This window comes from Serratia marcescens, assembly GCF_001902635.1.
Taxonomy (GTDB): domain Bacteria; phylum Pseudomonadota; class Gammaproteobacteria; order Enterobacterales; family Enterobacteriaceae; genus Serratia; species Serratia marcescens_F.
Window position 1 is genome coordinate 43,137 of the sequence record NZ_MJAO01000001.1, and the last position, 18,419, is coordinate 61,555.

Annotated in this window: 19 protein-coding genes; 10 read left to right on the plus strand and 9 right to left on the minus strand. The window is 58.8% G+C overall.

The features are described 5' to 3' along the window. Positions 1–579, plus strand: a complete 579-nt coding sequence (locus tag BHU62_RS00235) for a YceI family protein (RefSeq protein ID WP_073528598.1) — start codon at positions 1–3, stop codon at positions 577–579. A 43-nt stretch (positions 580–622) separates the two neighbouring features. Here the strand turns inward: BHU62_RS00235 and BHU62_RS00240 are convergent, their stop codons facing one another. Together BHU62_RS00240 and BHU62_RS00245 are read right to left on the minus strand one after the other, a co-directional pair. Then, positions 623–1,690, minus strand: coding sequence for a rhodanese-related sulfurtransferase (locus BHU62_RS00240; protein ID WP_073528600.1), 1,068 nt, complete (start codon positions 1,688–1,690; stop codon positions 623–625). 118 nt (positions 1,691–1,808) lie between these two features. After that, complete coding sequence (locus BHU62_RS00245) at positions 1,809–1,970, minus strand: histidine kinase (RefSeq protein WP_073528602.1); 162 nt, start codon at positions 1,968–1,970, stop codon at positions 1,809–1,811. Positions 1,971–2,249: 279 nt separating this feature from the next. Here BHU62_RS00245 and BHU62_RS00250 point away from each other — a divergent pair, with 279 nt between their 5' ends. From BHU62_RS00250 to BHU62_RS00265, 4 genes are all read left to right on the plus strand, one after another. Then, on the plus strand, positions 2,250–3,170 hold the full coding sequence (locus BHU62_RS00250) for a Kdo(2)-lipid IV(A) acyltransferase (RefSeq protein ID WP_073528604.1): 921 nt from the start codon (positions 2,250–2,252) through the stop codon (positions 3,168–3,170). A gap of 101 nt (positions 3,171–3,271) precedes the next feature. Then, complete coding sequence (locus tag BHU62_RS00255) at positions 3,272–3,556, plus strand: YciI family protein (RefSeq protein ID WP_073528605.1); 285 nt, start codon at positions 3,272–3,274, stop codon at positions 3,554–3,556. A gap of 199 nt (positions 3,557–3,755) precedes the next feature. Beyond that, the gene (gene mdtG / locus BHU62_RS00260; RefSeq protein ID WP_073528606.1) at positions 3,756–4,994 is read left to right on the plus strand and encodes a multidrug efflux MFS transporter MdtG; all 1,239 of its coding nucleotides are present in this window, start codon (positions 3,756–3,758) and stop codon (positions 4,992–4,994) included. A gap of 474 nt (positions 4,995–5,468) precedes the next feature. Next, positions 5,469–7,022, plus strand: coding sequence for a peptide MFS transporter (locus tag BHU62_RS00265; RefSeq protein WP_073528607.1), 1,554 nt, complete (start codon positions 5,469–5,471; stop codon positions 7,020–7,022). 50 nt (positions 7,023–7,072) lie between these two features. Here BHU62_RS00265 and BHU62_RS00270 read toward each other — a convergent pair whose 3' ends face one another. From BHU62_RS00270 to BHU62_RS00285, 4 genes are read right to left on the minus strand one after another with little or no spacing between them, the layout of a single operon-like run. Then, the gene (locus BHU62_RS00270) at positions 7,073–7,471 is read right to left on the minus strand and encodes a VOC family protein (RefSeq protein ID WP_073528608.1); all 399 of its coding nucleotides are present in this window, start codon (positions 7,469–7,471) and stop codon (positions 7,073–7,075) included. Continuing rightward, positions 7,462–7,890, minus strand: coding sequence for a YeeE/YedE family protein (locus BHU62_RS00275; RefSeq protein ID WP_073528609.1), 429 nt, complete (start codon positions 7,888–7,890; stop codon positions 7,462–7,464). Before BHU62_RS00275 ends, BHU62_RS00270 begins: the two co-directional genes overlap by 10 nt. A gap of 2 nt (positions 7,891–7,892) precedes the next feature. After that, positions 7,893–8,327, minus strand: coding sequence for a YeeE/YedE family protein (locus BHU62_RS00280; protein ID WP_073528610.1), 435 nt, complete (start codon positions 8,325–8,327; stop codon positions 7,893–7,895). Next, positions 8,317–8,634 carry an ArsR/SmtB family transcription factor gene (locus tag BHU62_RS00285; RefSeq protein WP_073528611.1) on the minus strand — a complete coding sequence of 106 codons (318 nt, stop codon included), beginning with the start codon at positions 8,632–8,634 and terminating at the stop codon, positions 8,317–8,319. Before BHU62_RS00285 ends, BHU62_RS00280 begins: the two co-directional genes overlap by 11 nt. A 205-nt stretch (positions 8,635–8,839) precedes the next feature. Between BHU62_RS00285 and BHU62_RS00290 the strand changes: the two genes are divergently transcribed. Together BHU62_RS00290 and BHU62_RS00295 are read left to right on the plus strand one after the other, a co-directional pair. Then, positions 8,840–9,217, plus strand: coding sequence for a MysB family protein (locus BHU62_RS00290; protein ID WP_073528612.1), 378 nt, complete (start codon positions 8,840–8,842; stop codon positions 9,215–9,217). A gap of 34 nt (positions 9,218–9,251) precedes the next feature. Next, positions 9,252–9,797, plus strand: a complete 546-nt coding sequence (locus tag BHU62_RS00295; protein WP_073528613.1) for a GNAT family N-acetyltransferase — start codon at positions 9,252–9,254, stop codon at positions 9,795–9,797. Positions 9,798–9,803: 6 nt separating this feature from the next. Here the strand turns inward: BHU62_RS00295 and BHU62_RS00300 are convergent, their stop codons facing one another. The 3 genes from BHU62_RS00300 to BHU62_RS00310 form a co-directional block, all read right to left on the minus strand. Next, on the minus strand, positions 9,804–10,001 hold the full coding sequence (locus tag BHU62_RS00300) for a YceK/YidQ family lipoprotein (RefSeq protein WP_016928222.1): 198 nt from the start codon (positions 9,999–10,001) through the stop codon (positions 9,804–9,806). A gap of 208 nt (positions 10,002–10,209) precedes the next feature. Beyond that, the gene (gene mdoH, locus BHU62_RS00305; RefSeq protein WP_073528615.1) at positions 10,210–12,768 is read right to left on the minus strand and encodes a glucans biosynthesis glucosyltransferase MdoH; all 2,559 of its coding nucleotides are present in this window, start codon (positions 12,766–12,768) and stop codon (positions 10,210–10,212) included. Then, positions 12,761–14,329 carry a glucan biosynthesis protein G gene (locus tag BHU62_RS00310; protein WP_171971273.1) on the minus strand — a complete coding sequence of 523 codons (1,569 nt, stop codon included), beginning with the start codon at positions 14,327–14,329 and terminating at the stop codon, positions 12,761–12,763. The genes mdoH and BHU62_RS00310 overlap by 8 nt, the downstream gene beginning before the upstream one ends. A 259-nt stretch (positions 14,330–14,588) precedes the next feature. Here BHU62_RS00310 and mdoC point away from each other — a divergent pair, with 259 nt between their 5' ends. The 3 genes from mdoC to BHU62_RS00325 all read left to right on the plus strand — a co-directional run bounded on the left by mdoC (position 14,589) and on the right by BHU62_RS00325 (position 18,252). Continuing rightward, on the plus strand, positions 14,589–15,719 hold the full coding sequence (gene mdoC, locus BHU62_RS00315; RefSeq protein WP_073528617.1) for a glucans biosynthesis protein MdoC: 1,131 nt from the start codon (positions 14,589–14,591) through the stop codon (positions 15,717–15,719). 304 nt (positions 15,720–16,023) lie between these two features. Then, a complete protein-coding gene (locus tag BHU62_RS00320) occupies positions 16,024–16,248 on the plus strand; it encodes a hypothetical protein (protein WP_073528618.1) in 225 nt (74 codons plus the stop codon). Between the two features lie 282 nt (positions 16,249–16,530). Then, positions 16,531–18,252, plus strand: coding sequence for a potassium/proton antiporter (locus BHU62_RS00325; protein WP_073528619.1), 1,722 nt, complete (start codon positions 16,531–16,533; stop codon positions 18,250–18,252). The last annotated feature ends 167 nt before the right edge of the window (positions 18,253–18,419 follow it).

Here is an 18,419-nt window from a genome sequence, read left to right on the forward strand (position 1 = left end):
ATGTTGAAAAAGACCGTATTGGGCCTGACCGCAGGCGCCCTGCTGCTGAGCGCCGGTTCCGCACTGGCGGCGAACTATAAAATCGACAAACAGGGCCAACACGCCTTTATTGAATTCCGCATCCAGCACCTGGGTTACAGCTGGCTGTACGGCAGCTTTAAAGACTTCGACGGCGGCTTTACCTTCGACGAACAAGATCCGTCCAAGGACAAGGTCAACGTGACCATCAATACCGCCAGCGTCGACACCAACCACGCCGAGCGCGACAAACACCTGCGCAGCGCCGAGTTCCTCAACGTAGAGAAGAACAAGCAGGCCAAGTTTGAATCCACCGAAGTGAAGAAAAACGGCGACGGTTATGCGGTGGTCGGCAACCTGACGCTGAACGGCGTCACCAAACCGGTCACGCTGGACGCCAAGCTGATTGGCCAGGGCAACGATCCGTGGGGCGGTTACCGCGCCGGCTTTGAAGCCAACGGCAAGATCAAGTTGAAAGATTTCGGCATCACCACCGATCTGGGCCCGGCGTCACAAGACGTTGAGCTGATCATCTCCGTAGAAGGCGTGCGCGAGAAATAAAAAAAAGCCCGGCTTGGCGGCCGGGCTTCTCATATCCTCAGGCTCAGCGGGCTGGGCCTTCTTCTTCCGGTGCCGGAATGTGCATCGTGGTCTGCAACAGCCCTTTCGACTTATTGAAGATCTTGACGCCGTTTTCACGGCCTGCGCGGCGCGCGCGCTGCTCTTCGCGCGGCAACTTCAGCTCTTCGCGGCAAATCTCGCTGCAACACCCTTCGAATTTGGCGGCACAGCTCGGGCACTGAATGAACAGCAGATGACAACCGTCGTTTTTGCAGTTGGTGTGGGTGTCGCACGGCGCACCGCACTGGTGGCAGTTGGCGATCACATCGTCGGAGATACGCTCGCCCATGCGCTCATCGAACACGAAGTTTTTGCCGATAAACTTCAGCGGCAGCCCCTGCTCTTTCGCTTTGCGGGTGTACTCGATGATCCCGCCTTCCACGTGGTAGATGTTCTTAAAACCGTTGTGCAGCATATAGGCGCTGGCTTTTTCACAGCGAATGCCACCGGTGCAGTACATGACGATATTCTTGTCTTTGCTGTCCTGCAACATCTCCACCGCCATCGGCAGCTGATCGCGGAAGGTATCCGACGGCACTTCGATGGCGTTCTCAAAGTGGCCGACTTCATACTCGTAGTGGTTGCGCATATCGACGAACACCGTATTCGGATCGTCGATCATCTGATTGACGCGATCGGCCTGCAGATACTCGCCCACGTTGCTCGGATCGAAGCTCTGGTCATCGATGCCGTCGGCCACGATGCGCTCGCGCACCTTGAGACGCAGCACCCAGAAGGATTTGCCGTCGTCTTCCAGCGCGATATTCAGGCGTACCTGATCCAGCGCCGGATGCGAGGCGAACAGCGCGGCTTTGAACGCGTCGAAGTTATGCTGCGGCACGCTGATCTGCGCGTTGATACCCTCTTTCGCCACGTAGATGCGGCCGAACACCTTCAGTTTTTCGAACTGAACGTACAGGCTGTCGCGAAACGCTTTGGGATCGGTGATGGAGAAGTATTTGTAAAAAGAAACTGTGGTGCGCGGCTCGGTTTCCGCCAGCATGCGCGCCTTCAGTTCCTCGTTAGAAATTCGGTTATGTAACACTGGCATGGTGTACTTTCCTGTCTTTCGGGAGGTGACTGATTACTGCGCGCAGGCGGCCAGCCCGCGCGCGGCGCACATCATACCCGAAAAACCGCCGCAGCGCAGCCCTGACGCACGCGCCCGTTCAGCGCCCGCCGCCGCATTCGGTCAACGCGGAGGCCGCTATGCCGGCCGCCATCATCACGCCGGCGATCGCCAACACGGCGTTCACCTGCAGATGCGCGCCCACGCTGCCGACCAAAGCCCCCAAAACCAACAACCCCGCACTTCCCCATGACGCCAACATATTTTTCTCCTGCATAATTACCCGGCCATGATATCGCCATCGCCTCCCGCCGCTTTATCATTTCGCGGGAAATTTTGTTGAAAAATCCGTCACCTGATGCATATTTAACGCCGAAAAGAGGCTTTTAATGCGCTGTGTTTTCCCGGAGCGCGAGAAAAATGCCACAATAGTCGCTAACCAAACGGCAGAAACCAACCTTGCGGCCGAGCACACCCGGCTGCCAGACCATGCTATGACTCTGTCATTACACTTAAACAACCGTATTCAAACAGAGAACCCATGACTCAAGTTCCTACTTTCGATCGCTCTTTATTGCACCCACGCTACTGGCTGACCTGGCTGGGCATCGGCTCGCTGTATCTGCTGGTTCTGCTGCCTTATCCCGTCATCTACTGGCTTGGCACTTCGATCGGGCGATTTTCCATGCGCTTTCTTAAACGGCGCGTCGCTATCGCCCAGCGCAACCTGGAACTCTGCTTTCCCGACATGCCGCAGGCAGAGCGTGATGCGCTGGTGGTAAAGAATTTCGAATCGGTCGGCATGGGGCTGTTTGAAACCGGTATGGCGTGGTTCTGGCCCAACTGGCGCATCGAGCGCTGGTTCAAGGTCAGCGGCCTGGAGCATATCCAACAAGCGCGCGACAACCATCAGGGTGTGTTACTGATCGGCCTGCACTTTTTGACGCTGGAGCTGGGTGCGCGCATCTTCGGTATTCACAATCCGGGCATCGGCGTTTATCGCCCGCACGACAACAAGCTGATGGATTGGCTGCAAACCTGGGGACGCATGCGCTCCAACAAATCGATGCTGGACCGTAAGGACGTCAAAGGCATGATCCGCGCGCTGAAACAGGGTGACATTATCTGGTATGCGCCGGATCACGACTACGGCCCGCGCAGCAGCGTCTTCGCGCCGCTGTTCGCCGTGGACAAAGCCGCCACCACCACCGGCAGTTACGTGCTGGTGCGGATGGGCAAACCGGCGATCATTCCGTTCACCCCACGCCGCCTGCCGGACGGCAAAGGCTATGAACTGATCATGCAGCCGGCGGTGGAAAACTTCCCGCTGGATAACGAACTCGAGGCCGCGGCCTTTATGAATAAAGTGGTGGAAAAAGAGATCCTGATGGCGCCGGATCAATACATGTGGCTGCACCGCCGTTTCAAGACCCGCCCAGAAGGCGAGCCTTCGTTGTACTGAGCAAACAAACCCGCCGCCGGCGGGTTTTTTATTGCGCCCCCCTTGAGAATCGACGGCGAGGGTGGGATGGTAAAGCCTTTCCCGCCCCCCCTGGAGACGTTATGTACATTGTGAGCCTGACCTACCATCGCCCGATCGCCGAAGTCGACAGCCACCTTGACGGGCATATCGCCTGGCTGAAGAAATATTTTCAGGACGGCACCTTCGTCGCCTCCGGCCGCAAGAATCCCCGCAGCGGCGGCGTGATCCTGGCCAAGGGCATCGAGCGCGCTCGGCTGGACGCCATCCTGGCCGAAGATCCGTTCAACGCCGTGGCCCACTACGAGGTCACCGACTTTAACGCCACCACCACCGCCGCCGGTTTCGAAGCGCTGGCCGGACTATAAAACGCTGTAAATTCCGCGCGCTAAGCGCGGAATAAGGTTTAAACGCCATTTTTAAAACTTTATTTCATTTTTCACTCTATTTCCGCCCCCTCGTTTGCCGTTGCCGCGCCTGCGGCGCATACTTATCAGGCTAACTTTCACGTTTTGCCCCTTCATCATGCCGCCGGCAAAACGCGTCACCTTTCGGCAGTGGACATGTATGGCTTCGGCATCAGAACCCGTTAACTGGAAACGTAACCTTTTCGTCGCCTGGCTGGGATGCTTTCTCACCGGCGCCGCCTTCAGCCTGGTCATGCCTTTTCTGCCGCTGTACGTCGAGACGCTGGGGGTTACCGGCCATCAGGCACTCAACATGTGGTCCGGCCTGCTGTTCAGCATCACCTTCCTGTTTTCCGCTATCGCTGCGCCGTTTTGGGGTGCCCTGGCCGATCGACGCGGCCGTAAACTGATGCTGCTGCGCTCGGCGTTGGGCATGGCTATCGTGATGGTGCTGATGGGCATGGCGCAGACGATCTGGCAGTTTCTCGCGCTGCGTGCGGTGCTGGGGCTGCTCGGGGGATTCATTCCCAACGCCAACGCGCTGATCGCCACCCAGGTGCCGCGCAACCGCAGCGGCTGGGCGCTGGGAACCCTTTCTACCGGCGGCGTCGGCGGCGCGCTGGTCGGCCCACTGATCGGCGGCCTGTTGGCCGACCTGTACGGCCTGCGCCCGGTGTTTTATATCACCGCTGCGGTGTTATTCACCTGCTTCGTGCTGACGCTGCTGTATGTCAAAGAGCAATTCACGCCGGTGCCAAAACGCGACATGCTGCATGCGCGGCAGGTGTTCGCCTCGCTGAAGAACCCTAAACTGGTGCTCAGCCTGTTCGTCACCACCATGATCATTCAGATCGCCACCGGCTCGATTGCACCGATCCTGACGCTGTACGTGCGCGATCTGGCCGGCGAAACCCATAACCTGGCGTTTATCAGCGGGCTGATCGCCTCGGTACCCGGCGTCGCGGCATTGATGAGCGCCCCACGGCTGGGCAAGCTGGGCGATCGCATCGGCCCGGAACGCATCCTGGTGTTTATGCTGATCGTCTCGGTGCTGCTGCTGATCCCGATGGCGTTCGTGCAAACGCCGTGGCAGCTCGGCGTACTGCGCTTTCTGCTGGGGGCCGCCGACGGCGCGCTACTGCCGGCGGTGCAGACGCTGTTGATCTACAACAGCACCAATCAGGTGGCCGGCCGCATCTTCAGCTACAACCAATCGTTCCGCGACATCGGCAACGTCAGCGGCCCGCTGCTCGGTGCGGCGGTTTCCGCCGGCTACGGTTTCCGCGCAGTGTTCGGTATCACCGCGCTGGTGGTATTGTTCAACGCCGGCTATTCCTGGTGGTGTCTACGGCGGCGATCGAACTACATGCGGGAAGACACGCTGCAGGAAGAACAATAGCCGCATTTATCGCCAGTTTTCGCCGTTGGCCGGATCAACGGCGTGTTTCCCCTACTTTTAATAATGCTTCCTTCAGGAGTGCGAATTTTCGCCACACCCAGAACAACCTCATCTCAACATATTGTTTATCAATAACTTATTAACTTTCAGCGCATAAAACCCGCTGTCAATCATATTCCCGCCACAACCAACAGAAAAACCAGAAAAGGAGATGCCTGTCGACTTTTCGTCTAAAAAATGGGATACAGGTACTAGACAAAACCAACGACCAGTTATCAAATGGTTAAATAATATCACGCCAGATGTGAACCATCGGCCAAGTGAAGAAAAGGTCAGCACGCTTTCCACGGTTTATCAGCGTTGCAGCCGCAGTTTTGTCGGGTAATCCGCATTGGGCGGATCGCCTTCATTAAATACACATACATACCACAGTACGGGCTGCAGCCTTGCAGCGCCTTTTATTGGGAAATCGTTATGCAATCCTCTGTCAATAAGTCAGAAAGCCGGACCTTCTTCGGCCATCCCTATCCGCTGGGTTCTCTGTTCTTCACCGAAATGTGGGAGCGCTTTTCGTTCTACGGCATCCGTCCGCTGCTGATCCTGTTTATGGCCGCCACCGTATACGACGGCGGCCTGGGCCTGGCGCGTGAGAACGCTTCGGCGATCGTCGGCATTTTCGCCGGCAGCATGTACCTGGCGGCATTGCCGGGCGGCTGGCTGGCAGACAACTGGCTCGGCCAACGCAAGGCCGTCTGGTACGGTTCGATCCTGATCGCCCTCGGCCACCTGTCTATCGCCCTGTCCGCAGTGATGGGCACCAACCTGTTCTTTATCGGCCTGATGTTCATCGTGCTCGGTTCCGGCCTGTTCAAGACCTGTATCTCGGTGATGGTCGGCACGCTGTACAAGAAAGGCGATGCGCGTCGTGACGGCGGTTTCTCGCTGTTCTACATGGGCATCAACATCGGTTCGTTCATCGCCCCGCTGATCTCCGGCTGGCTGATCAAGTCACATGGCTGGCACTGGGGCTTCGGCATCGGCGGCATCGGGATGCTGGTGGCGCTGGTGATCTTCCGCGTGTTTGCCGTACCGGCGATGAAACGCTACGACAGCGAAGTGGGCCTGGACTCCACCTGGAACAGCCCGGTCGCGAAGAAAAAAGGCGTCGGCGCCTGGCTGTTGGCACTGGCGGCAGGCCTGGTGGCGGTCATCGTGCTGATCGCACAGGGCACCATCGTGATCAAGCCGGTCGAGGTCGCCAGCGTGCTGGTGTACGTGATCGCCGCCTCGGTCACCCTGTACTTCATCTATCTGTTCGCCTTTGCCGGCCTGAGCCGCAAAGAGCGCGCACGTCTGCTGGTGTGCTTCATCCTGCTGATCTCCGCCGCGTTCTTCTGGTCGGCGTTTGAACAGAAACCGACCTCGTTCAACCTGTTCGCCAACGATTACACCAATCGCATGATCGGCGGCTTCGAGATCCCGGCGGTGTGGTTCCAGTCGATCAACGCCCTGTTCATCATCCTGCTGGCGCCGGTATTCAGCTGGGCCTGGCCTGCACTGGCGCGCAATAACGTGCGTCCGAGCAGCATCACCAAGTTCGTTATCGGTATCCTGTGCGCCGCCGGCGGCTTTGGCCTGATGATGCTGGCCGCACAGAACGTGCTGACCAACGGCGGTGCCGGCGTATCGCCGCTGTGGCTGGTGGGCAGTATCCTGATGCTGACGCTGGGTGAGCTGTGCCTGAGCCCAATCGGTCTGGCCACCATGACGCTGCTGGCGCCGGAAAGAATGCGTGGGCAAATGATGGGGCTGTGGTTCTGCGCCAGTGCGCTGGGTAACCTGGCGGCCGGCCTGATCGGTGGTCACGTCAAGGCCGACCAGCTGGATATGCTGCCGGATCTGTTCGCCCGCTGCTCGATGGCGCTGCTGATCTGCGCCGCCGTACTTATCGTGCTGATCGTGCCGATTCGCCGCATGCTGGAAAATACCCAGTCCAAAAGCGCGCAGAAACCGGCGACCAACGCCTAACGGATAACCCGTTTTTATCTCGCAAACCGGCGCTCAATGCGCCGGTTTTTTTATGCTTGCCAAGCCTGATGTTGCAATACCACCCGATAACCATCGGGATCTTCAAACGTTTGTCCCGCCCGGTCCCAATAGGGATTATAGGCGGCGACCGATAAGAACCCCGCCGCCCGCATCCGCTCACACCCTGTTCGCCATTCGCTCTCTTGCGGCAGATAAAACACCAACAGATGATCCTGCGTCGGCGCCTGTCCGACCCGCACCCCGCGATGCTGCGTAAACTCCAGATGGTAGCCATGCTTTGGGTGCCCGATCATAATGCCGTCAAAGCCCTGATGATCGACAAACTCACCCAGCCTTTCAAATCCCAGCCCGCGGCAATACAGCGTGGCGATCTCGTGCAACCGATCGGTCGGGCGCGCGATGCGCAACACCGCTTTGGCTATCGACATAAACTCCTCCGCCTTATGATGACCTCATACAGCGCCATACCCGCCAACATTGCCAACAGGAACGGCCACACCCGTTGTATCTCCGCCCCCGCCAACACCCAGGCAGGGCCGGGGCAAATACCCGCGATGCCCCAGCCGATGCCGAACAGCGCACTTCCCGCCAGCAAACGGCGATCCACCCGCCCGGCGGCCGGGATCTGCAGCGGTTCCCCCAACAGACTCCGCTCTCGCCGCCGCGCCCACATGAAGGCCGGCGCCGCCACTGCGATCGCCCCGACCATCACCAACGCCAGCGAAGGATCCCACTGGCCGGCAATGTCGAGAAACGCCAGCACCTTGGCCGGATTGGCCATACCGGCGACGATCAGCCCCAGACCGAAAATCACGCCGCTCAGCAGCGCCAATAGGGATTTAAGCATCTTCAACCTCCCAGCAGGTGGCGCATCAGCCACACGGTCGTAAAGCCCAGCAGCATGAACACCGCCGTAGCGGCCAACGATCGCGGCGCCAACCGCGCGACGCCGCACACGCCATGCCCGCTGGTGCAACCGCTACCCAATCGGGTGCCCAACCCCACCAACAGCCCCGCAACCGCCAGCCAACCGCTGCCGGCCGCGATCTCACCGGGCGGCAAAGCCGCAGCGACAGCATACAGCCAGGGGGAAAGCAGCAACCCGCCAAGAAATGCGGCCCGCCAGCCCCGCTCCCGGCCGCCAGCGCTCAATAAACCGCCGGTAATGCCGCTAATACCGGCGATCCGGCCGTTGAACAGCAGCAGCAGCGCCACCGCACCGCCGATAATGGCCCCGCCCGCCAACGCGGAATAAGGCGTGAAGTGTTGCCAGTCAATGGTCATCGCAGTTCTCCGGTTGTGGGCAATACAGTTGATACAGGGTATTGAGCAGCGCCAACGCTTTGGCATCGGCCACCGCATAGTAAATCTGCTTGCCAGCGCGCCGGGTGGAAACCAGCCCTTCCTCGCGCAGTACGCCAAGCTGTTGGGACAGCGTCGGTTGGCGGATAGCCAGCGCCTGCGCCAGTTCGCTCACCGCCATCTCGCCCTGGCTGAGCCGGCACAGCAGCAGCAGCCGATCTTCATTGCCCAGGGTTCGCAGCATCGCGCCGGCCTGCGCCGCCGCCTTGCGCATCGCGTCTATGTCCATCTCCCCTCCATAATTTATAAAATTATATAATATCATTTTATAAATTATTTGCATGCACCGTCCACCCCTGACGCCGCAATAGCGTCAAACGGGCAACAAAAAAATTTGCATCCTGCGCCAGTGAGACAACAATTAGTTTTGACGTTTCTCCCACCGCACCGGCAGCGCGCCGGCCACTTTACTCTCATCGTCAACGGAGGCGAACATGAGCCTGTATGCAACCCTGGAAGAAGCCATCGAGGCCGCACGCGAAGAGTTTATCGACACCGCCGAAGGCGGCAGCGATGACGAACCGCCGGTGCCGCAGCAGTTCAATCTGCAAAAGTACGTGATGCAGGATGGCGACACGATGTGGCAGGCGGAGTTCTTCGAAGAAGAAGGCGAAGCGGTGGAGTGCCTGACGCTGCGCAGCGGCGCCGCGGCGCAGGCGATCTTCGACGGCGATTACGACGAGGTGGAGATCAGCGCCGAATGGATTGACGAAAATACCCTGTATGAATGGGAAGAAGGCGATTTCCAGCTTGAGCCACCGCTGGACACCGAGGAAGGCCAGGCCGCCGCCGATGAGTGGGATGAACGTTAACCCGCGCCATAACCTTAGCCGCCAAGGAAGCGCCATGATCATTCGCCAGGCCCGCCCCACCGACTACCCCGCGATTTTGCAACTGCAGGGGGAAAACGTGCCGGAAGCGCTCGACGAGCGCCAAAAACGGCAGGGGTTTATCGTATCGCGCATGAATGTAGCGCAGCTGACGGCGATCAATCGCGGCATCGGCATTTTAGTGGCGGAACAGCAAGGCCAACTGGCGGGGTTCGTTTGCCTGATGGCCGCTGACGCGCAACCGCGGCCGCCGGTGGTGGATGCGATGCTGGCGACGCTCGCCACGCTGTCGTTCGCCGGACGGGCGCTGAGCGAGCAGCGGGTCTTCCTCTACGGCCCGGTCTGTCTCGCCGCCGCCTGGCGCGGCAAGGGCGTATTGAAACGCCTTTACGCCGCGGTCAAGGAGCATACCCGCCAGCACTACGATCTTGGCGCGCTGTTTATCGACGACGACAATCCGCATTCGTTGGCCGCTCACGTGCAAGGGCTGGGCATGACCGCGCTGGCCCCTTTTCACTGCGGGCCGAAAAGCTATCAGCTGGTGGTATTCGCCACCCGCTGAACGGACTTATTCATAGGGCCCGTGCTGCGCATCGAACGGCAGCATAAAGGTATCCACCACCATCGACAGCGGCACGTCGATCACCGTGACGTAGCGCCACGGCGTATCGCGCAGATCCCACTGCACGCCGGGATAATACTGGTGGCCATGCCCGGCGCCGGGCACGGTGCGGCTGATGATGCTGCCACAGCCGGTTAAGGCCATCACGCCGGCCGTCACGCAGGCCAGACGAAGATAGAAAGAGAGCTTCACGACATTGACTCTGTGCAGGGGTTGTTTCGCGAGTGAACAACGCATCGCTCGCAGTTTATCACAGTTCCCTTTTTCCTCCGGACCGGCGCGCGTAAGCAACAGGTAAAAAAAACGGGGAACGCGCAATGCGCATTCCCCGTCGAGCGTGGCCGTTTAGCGATTAACGCCGGCCCGTTGGGTGCGCCAGCGGGTTGTGCGGCAACTGCTGATAGTGCTCACGCCAAGCGGCGCCTTCCGGCAACAGCCAGACGCGCTGGTGCAGACGCGCCAGCGTGACCGGATCGCTCAGCAGCTCCAGACGTTTGCCCTTCACCAGCTTCTCCGGCCCCAGCTGCAGCGCTTCGTTCACCCGCTCCTCGCGGTTGCGATCGAGGGTAGCGCGCAGATGGTGACGCGCCGTCGCCAACGCCGTCGCCAGCGCGTTGAAGGACGGGTTAACCACCGCGTGCATAAAGCCGTTGGTCAGCGCGCGGTTGCGGTTGAGATGCAGGTACTCTTCCGTCGCCAGCAGTTCGCGCGGCGGGTTGTACTCTTCCGGGATCAAGAACAGCTTGGCGCGTTTGCTTTTCATGCCCAGCGTCGCGCGGCTCGACAGTACCGACACGAACGGCGACAGGATCAGCGAGAACACAATCGGCGACAGCCACCACAGGAAGCGCAGATCCAGCCACGCCATGCCGCCGGCCCACACCAGGCCCAGCAACATCTGCGAGCCGTGACGGCGGAACGCTTCGCCCCATGGCGTATCGTCGTCGTCACGCTGCGGCGAATTCCACACCACTTCCCAACCGAGGAACGCGCTCACCACGAACACGGTATGGAACAGCATGCGCACCGGCGCCAGCAGCACCGAGAACAGCATTTCCATCAGCATCGAAATAAACAGACGGAATGCCCCGCCGTACTCTTTCGCGCCCTTGGCCCAGATCAACACGATGCTGAGCAGCTTCGGCAGGAACAGCAGCACCAGCGTGGTGGAGAACAGCGCGATCGCCAGCTCGGGCCGCCACTGCGGCCACACCGGGAACAGCTGCCGCGGCTGCAGGAAGTATTGCGGTTCCATCAGGGTGTGCACCACCTGCAACGCGGTGGAGAGCGCCAGGAACATGAACCACAGCGGCGCCGACAGGTAGGACATCACGCCGGTAAGGAACACCGCACGGTGCACCGGGTGCATGCCTTTCACCAGGAACAGGCGGAAGTTCATCAGGTTGCCGTGACACCAGCGGCGGTCGCGTTTCAGCTCGTCCAGCAAGTTCGGCGGCAGTTCTTCGTAACTGCCCGGCAGATCGTAAGCGATCCACACGCCCCAGCCGGCGCGGCGCATCAGCGCAGCTTCGACAAAGTCGTGCGACAAGATTGAACCGGCGAAGGAGCCCTCACCCGGCAGCGGCGCCAGCGCACAGTGCTCGATAAACGGCTTCACGCGGATGATGGCGTTGTGGCCCCAGTAGTGCGACTCGCCCAGCTGCCAGAAGTGCAGGCCGGCGGTAAACAGCGGCCCATAGACGCGAGTGGCGAACTGCTGCACGCGCGCATACAGGGTATCCATACCGGACGCCTTCGGCGCGGACTGGATGATGCCGGCGTTCGGGTTGGCTTCCATCAGGCGTACCAGCCCGGTGAGGCATTCGCCGCTCATCACGCTGTCGGCGTCCAGGATCACCATGTAGCTGTACTCACCGCCCCAGCGACGGCAGAAGTCGTCGATGTTGCCGCTCTTGCGTTTTACGCGGCGGCGGCGGCGGCGATAGAAGATGCGGCCGTGGCCGTCGACATCGCGGCACAGCTCCATCCACGCCTTTTGCTCCGCCACGCAGATGTCCGGATCGTAGCTGTCGCTCAGCACGTAGATATCGAAATGTTCCAGCTGGCCGGTGGCAGCGACGGACTCATAGGTCGCGCGCAGGCCGGCGAACACGCGTTCGACGTCTTCGTTGCAGATCGGCATGATCAGCGCGGTGCGGTGCGCCGGGTTGATCGGCTCATCGCCCTTGATGGTGGAGGAGATGCTGTATTTGTCTTTGCCGATCAGCAGCTGCAGGAACCCCATCAGCGCGGTCCAGAAACCGGCCGAGACCCAGCAGAACAGTACGGCGAACAGGATAAGAATGCCGGTTTGCAGCACATAAGGCAGCAGTTGCAGCACCGACTGCATCAGATCCTGATCCAGCATGGCGATAGGATCGATCAGCGCCCAGCCCTGATAAGGCAGGATGGTTTTCATGTACCAGGTGGCGATGCCGGTCTGCACCAGCATCAGCACCAGCAACACATAGCGGCGCATGGAACCGACAACGCGCCAGCGGTTCTCGGCCTCGGCCTCCTCTTTGGTGGCGTGCCGATTGTGTGGCGAACGCCCCAGCAGAGAATCCCAGAAGCGCGCCACCGGGTTGGTACGCCAGGCTTCCGGGAACATGGTGGTGCGTTTGATCGGCGGCGTCGCCTTGAGAATGGCGCGCCCTTCGGCATCGGTATCGAAGTCGTCGTCGCTGACCGCATCCGGCCAGGCGTTTTCAATACGCGGCTTGACCGAGGCCAGCGCCACGTCATCCGCCGACAGGCGATTGACGTTGGCGTCGGCGGCGCCCATCTGCCGATGCAGCGCCTCCAGAGCCTGGGCGTCATCCGCCGTTTGAGAGTTGAGCGCCTCCGACCGCTCAGCGGTCAGAGGCAGCGCCGCAAGATAATCCTGGGCGGGTTGATTAAGCTTATTCATTGGCAGGTAGCTGATAGCTCCAGGTTTCCGACAGAGTCTTATCGCCATTGACCAGCGCCGCGCGCATTTCTACCGGCTTCTTGTCGTCTTTCACTTTCAGACGCACCGTCAGGCGCCAGCCTTTGGTCACTGGGTTATAGCGGACATTGTTTTCTACCATTTCACCGTTGTCGCCGATGCTGACCTGAGAAGCGACCGGCGCGTTAGCGTCCAGCCCCTTCAGCACCGGGCCGACGAAATCGACCAGGAAGGCCACGCTGCCGTCAGGCTCACGGATCAGGTTAGACTGCTTCACGTCACCGGTCGAACGCATGGTGCGAGCCACATAGGCGATGTCTTGCGAATGCAGTTTGTCTTCATCGCGGGTGAAGTTCAGACGATAGCTCAGCGCCAGCGGCTTTTTGGCTTCCGGCAGCGTATCCGGCGTCCAGAACGCCACGATATTGTCGTTGGTTTCATCCGCCGTCGGGATCTCCACCAGCTCGACCTTGCCTTTACCCCAGTCGCCCTTCGGTTCGATCCAGGCGCTCGGGCGCAGATCGTAACGATCGTCCAGATCTTCGTAATCCTTGAAGTTGCGGCCGCGTTGCAGCAGACCGAAGCCTTTCGGGTTCTCGACGGTATAGGTGCTGACGGACAGGTGCTTAGGATTGTTCAACGGACGCCAGATCCACTCACCGTTGCCGGCATGGATAGACAGACCGTTGGAATCGTGCAACGCCGGGCGATAGTTCAGCGTCGGTGACGGCTGGCTCGGCCCGAACAAGAACATGCTGGTCAGCGGCGCCAGGCCCAGCTTGCCCACTTTGTCACGCAGGAACACTCTGGAATCGACGTCCACGGTGGTGTCGCGGCCCGGCGTCACCGTGAAACGGTAAGCGCCGGTGGCGCGCGGGGAGTCCAGCAGCGCATAGATCACCAGGTGTTTGTCGCCCTGTTTCGGACGCTCAACCCAGAACTCGCGGAAACGCGGGAACTCTTCGCCGGACGGCAAAGCGGTATCGATGGCCAGACCGCGCGCGGAAAGCCCGTAAACCTGCCCTTTGCCCACCACGCGGAAATAACTCGCGCCCAGCAGGCTCATAATTTCATCGTTTTTGTCGGCGCTGTTGATCGGGTAGATCACCTTGAAGCCGGCAAAGCCGAGGTTTTTCACCGATTCAGGATCGTGTTTGACCGAACCGAAGTTGAAGTAATCCGGGCTGTACTTGATCTGCTTGACGCTGGTGGCGGTGACTTCGTTGATTTTCACCGGCGTATCGAAGTACATCCCCTGATGATAAAACTCAAGCTTGAAAGGGGTTTTCAGCTTGCTCCAATAGGCTTTATCGTGATTGAACTGAATCTGTTGATAGTCTGCGAACTTCATCTCGCGGAACTGAGAAGGAAGGTTGCTCTTCGGGGCTTCGAAACCTTTCGCGGCCAGATCCTGCGCCTGCTTGGCTACGTCATCGATAGAAAAAGCCCATGCCGGCGAACTAAACAGCGTGAACAATACGGTGGCACCTAACCAACGAACGCTCGCGGCGCGTGGTTGTCCGGATAATATATTAACTAGCACATCCCCCCCTATTCGTGTGCTCAAATCATTTAAATCCATATTAATGGATTACTCAGCTTTCCGACAACATGATAAATGGATGGTTCATGTCTACGGCTCATTGTTTAAGCAGCTGATGGAACACCAGCGTAGCAAGCCGCGCAACAAGACGCTATGGAAAAATGCGGGGGGCTATAGTAGGGTTTCGGATAACAATTTAACCTTTGACGACTTATTAAGCGTGTTAATGAGCACCCGATTAAATCACCAGCGGTAATCTATGACTAAAGGCAGCAAACAGCGCGAGTTTTTCCTCGATTCCATCCGAGCCTATTTGATGCTGCTCGGCATTCCGTTCCACCTCTCCCTGATTTATTCCAGCCACGCCTGGGCGGTGAACAGCGCGTCGCCCTCCTTCTCGCTGACGGTGCTGAACGACTTCATCCACGCCTTCCGCATGCAGGTGTTCTTCGTGATATCCGGCTACTTCTCCTACATGCTCTACGAGCGCTACGAGCGCCACCAGTGGTTGAAGGTCAGGCTGGAGCGGGTGGCGATCCCGTTGCTGAGTTCCATCCCGTTAATAACGGTGCCGCAGTTTTTCATGCTGAAATATTTCACCGAAAAATTAAAAGGCTGGGATGACTTTTCTCTCTATCAGAAAATAAATGTAACAGTTTGGGAATTGGTCTCTCATCTGTGGTTTTTATTGACGCTGTCATTGTTAACCTGCGCCTGTTTTTATCTGTTCCGAAAGATCAAGCGTCAAACCAGTGCGGCTATTCCTGCGCTAATAAATAACATGCGCGGATTAGGAAACATCTCACTGTGCTTCTTTATTTATGCGGTATGCTATTCGGCCGCACACCGTATTATTTTAATTTTCGCACCTCAGCTATTATCCAACGGCCTGTTCAATTTCGTGGTGATGGAGACGATGTTCTACCTGCCGTTCTTCATCCTCGGCGCCTATGCGTTTAAGTACGTGTGGCTTAAGGAGATTTTTCTGCGCCGTTCGCCGCTGGCGCTGCTCGGCGCGCTGCTGCTGTTTATCGCATATATGCTGAACCAAAAACTGTTGGCGCACAGCAGCTATATGTTCGAGCTGGAAGTGGTGATCAAAACCCTAATGGGGATCCTGATGACCAATGTGGTGTTCTCTTTCGGACATAACCTGCTGAATTATCACTCGCCGCGCATCACCTATCTGGTCAACGCCTCGCTGTTTATATATCTGGTGCACCATCCGCTAACCCTGATATATGGCGCTTTCGTGACGCCTTATATCGGCAACAACCTGCTGGGATTCCTGCTCGGCCTGCTGTTTGTCTTCTCGCTGGCCTTCGCATTATATGAACTGCACAAGCGCATCCCGGTGCTGCGCTTCCTGTTCTCCGGCAAGCCGCAATAATCCCGTCGGCCCTGCAAGCCCGAATGTTTGCAGGGTTTTCTCTGTCATCTCACCGCCGCGCATAGCGCATATACTTGTTTACAGCAGAGCACACATTGCTCAGCCTGTCGCCACCCGTTAGGGCAAAGTGATACGGCTGCATATAGGTAACCTTACTGTTATAACCATCGTATATAAGTAGAAATCCACATCCCTGCCTTACGGTAGTGATTGGGCTCAATAACCCCTGAAGGGCGGCGCGATCGTTGTGTTATCAGATGGCGTTACCTCCATCTCCCTTCCGTCACGACAGAGAGGATTTTGAATGACCGATAAACCCCCCCCGGCTCAGGAAGCCATCGCGGAAAACGCCACCCTGCTGAAGATCCTCGGCAGGCTGCTGTCCGCACTGGACGCCTCGATCAGCGGTAAAGAACGCAGCGTTCTGGTGGCAGAGCTCTCCAACTTCAATCTCGACGGCATTTCCGAAGCGGAAAGAAAACTGGCCTCAGAGCTGATCAAACGGGCGCTGGAATCCCTCGACCATTAACCGCGTCGCGCCCGCAAACCATTAAGCCTGCCTGCGCGAGCTTAATGGTTTTTCCCGCCGCGCCGGCGAGCATTGTTGACGAACCAGAGATACAGCAGACTGATAATGTTGGATAAAAGCCAGAATTTCGCCCCTTCTCCTCACTTTCTTAGCTTAACCACGCCAAAGGGCAATAATTGATCGATTGTTTTCGCAATCAGCCTTGGCGTTTTACCCACTAAACACGTTATCATCGTCACACGCGCAGTGCCCCCTACCCCCCAGCCTCAGGAGAGCGATATTTTGGATGCCAGCACCATTAACAGTTTGTTCGTCATCGGTGCCGTGCTGGTGGGGGCAAGCATTCTGCTCAGCTCATTTTCTTCCCGTCTCGGCATTCCGATCCTGGTGATCTTCCTGGCGATCGGCATGTTGGCCGGCGTCGACGGCCCCGGCGGCATCGTCTTCAGCAATTACCCGGTCGCTTACCTGGTCAGCAACCTGGCGTTGGCGGTGATCCTGCTCGACGGTGGCATGCGCACCCGGGTCAGTTCTTTCCGCGTCGCCCTGTGGCCGGCGCTGTCCCTCGCCACCATCGGCGTGGTGATCACCGCCGGCCTGACCGGCATGGCAGCCGCCTGGCTGTTCAATCTCGATTTGCTGCAGGGGTTGCTGATCGGTGCCATCATCGGTTCTACCGACGCCGCCGCGGTCTTCTCGCTGTTGGGCGGCAAAGGCTTGAACGAGCGCGTCAGCGCCACGCTGGAGATCGAATCCGGCAGCAACGATCCGATGGCAGTGTTTCTCACCATCACGCTAATTGCGATGATCGCCGCCGGTGAAACTGCACTGAGCTGGACCTTCCCGCTGCATCTGATGCAGCAGTTCGGCATGGGCATCGTCTTCGGTCTCGGCGGCGGCTGGTTGCTGCTGACGCTGATCAACCACATCAAACTGGCGGACGGCCTCTACCCGCTGCTGGCGGTGAGCGGCGGCATTCTCATTTTCGCACTGACCACCGCACTGGACGGCAGCGGCATTCTGGCGGTGTATCTGTGCGGTCTGCTGCTGGGCAATCGGCCGATCCGCAACCGGCACGGCATCGTGCAAACCTTCGACGGCCTGGCCTGGCTCAGCCAAATCGGCATGTTCCTGGTGCTCGGCCTGCTGCTCAACCCGCACGAGCTGCTGCCAATCGCCATCCCTGCCCTGCTGCTGTCGCTGTGGATGATCCTGTTCGCCCGCCCGCTGTCAGTGTTTATCGGCCTGCTGCCATTCCGCAGCTTCACGCTGCGCGAACGCGGCTTTATCTCCTGGGTCGGTCTGCGCGGCGCAGTGCCGGTGATCCTGGCGGTGTTCCCGATGATGGCCGGTTTGCCCAACGCTCAGCTGTTCTTTAACGTGGCGTTCTTCGTCGTGCTGGTCTCCCTGCTGCTGCAAGGTACGACGCTGTCCTTCGCCGCCAAGAAGGCCAAGGTGATCGTGCCACCGGCGCTGACGCCGATCTCCCGCGTCGGGTTGGACGTACACCCGGAAAATCAGTGGGAACAGTTCGTGTATCAACTTTCGGCGGAAAACTGGTGCGTCGGCGCGGCGTTGCGCGAACTGAAAATGCCACCCAATACCCGCATCGCCGCCCTGTTCCGCGGCAAAGAACTGCTGCACCCGAGCGGCAGCACCCGACTGCGGGAAAACGACATTCTGTGCGTCATCGGCCATGAGCACGACCTGCCGATCCTCGGCAAACTGTTCAGCCAGGCGCCGGCCGTCACGCTCGACGAGCGCTTCTTCGGCGACTTTATCCTGCAATCCGACGCCTGTTTGAGCGACATCTCGCAGGTTTATGGCCTCAATCTGCAGGACGATGTGGACGAGCAGCAAACGCTCGGCCAATTTGTCATTCAGCTGATCGGCGGTGAGCCGGTGGTCGGCGACCAGGTGGAATGGGATGGCCTGACCTGGACCATCGCCGAAATGGAAGGCAATCAAGTCAGCAAGATAGGCGTCAGGATCGTGGCCGACTAGCGGCTAAGGCCGGCGGTCAGCGTTATCACGCGAGGGAACTTATGGCCTTAAGAACGTTCTTAATCACTGTCATACTTTATGACGTGCGGCGCGGCTGATTTATATCCGTTTGATATATAAATAATTTTGCAGCGGCACCAACAGGGATTAGGGATGTGAACGGCAAG

Bases quoted from the DNA above. Each gene is read 5' to 3' on its own strand.
- BHU62_RS00235 (WP_073528598.1), top strand. From the start codon at position 1: ATGTTGAAAAAGACCGTATTGGGCCTGACCGCAGGCGCCCTGCTGCTG.
- BHU62_RS00240 (WP_073528600.1), bottom strand. From the start codon at position 1,690: ATGCCAGTGTTACATAACCGAATTTCTAACGAGGAACTGAAGGCGCGC.
- BHU62_RS00245 (WP_073528602.1), bottom strand. From the start codon at position 1,970: ATGTTGGCGTCATGGGGAAGTGCGGGGTTGTTGGTTTTGGGGGCTTTG.
- BHU62_RS00250 (WP_073528604.1), top strand. From the start codon at position 2,250: ATGACTCAAGTTCCTACTTTCGATCGCTCTTTATTGCACCCACGCTAC.
- BHU62_RS00255 (WP_073528605.1), top strand. From the start codon at position 3,272: ATGTACATTGTGAGCCTGACCTACCATCGCCCGATCGCCGAAGTCGAC.
- mdtG (WP_073528606.1), top strand. From the start codon at position 3,756: ATGGCTTCGGCATCAGAACCCGTTAACTGGAAACGTAACCTTTTCGTC.
- BHU62_RS00265 (WP_073528607.1), top strand. From the start codon at position 5,469: ATGCAATCCTCTGTCAATAAGTCAGAAAGCCGGACCTTCTTCGGCCAT.
- BHU62_RS00270 (WP_073528608.1), bottom strand. From the start codon at position 7,471: ATGTCGATAGCCAAAGCGGTGTTGCGCATCGCGCGCCCGACCGATCGG.
- BHU62_RS00275 (WP_073528609.1), bottom strand. From the start codon at position 7,890: ATGCTTAAATCCCTATTGGCGCTGCTGAGCGGCGTGATTTTCGGTCTG.
- BHU62_RS00280 (WP_073528610.1), bottom strand. From the start codon at position 8,327: ATGACCATTGACTGGCAACACTTCACGCCTTATTCCGCGTTGGCGGGC.
- BHU62_RS00285 (WP_073528611.1), bottom strand. From the start codon at position 8,634: ATGGACATAGACGCGATGCGCAAGGCGGCGGCGCAGGCCGGCGCGATG.
- BHU62_RS00290 (WP_073528612.1), top strand. From the start codon at position 8,840: ATGAGCCTGTATGCAACCCTGGAAGAAGCCATCGAGGCCGCACGCGAA.
- BHU62_RS00295 (WP_073528613.1), top strand. From the start codon at position 9,252: ATGATCATTCGCCAGGCCCGCCCCACCGACTACCCCGCGATTTTGCAA.
- BHU62_RS00300 (WP_016928222.1), bottom strand. From the start codon at position 10,001: ATGGCCTTAACCGGCTGTGGCAGCATCATCAGCCGCACCGTGCCCGGC.
- mdoH (WP_073528615.1), bottom strand. From the start codon at position 12,768: ATGAATAAGCTTAATCAACCCGCCCAGGATTATCTTGCGGCGCTGCCT.
- mdoC (WP_073528617.1), top strand. From the start codon at position 14,589: ATGACTAAAGGCAGCAAACAGCGCGAGTTTTTCCTCGATTCCATCCGA.
- BHU62_RS00320 (WP_073528618.1), top strand. From the start codon at position 16,024: ATGACCGATAAACCCCCCCCGGCTCAGGAAGCCATCGCGGAAAACGCC.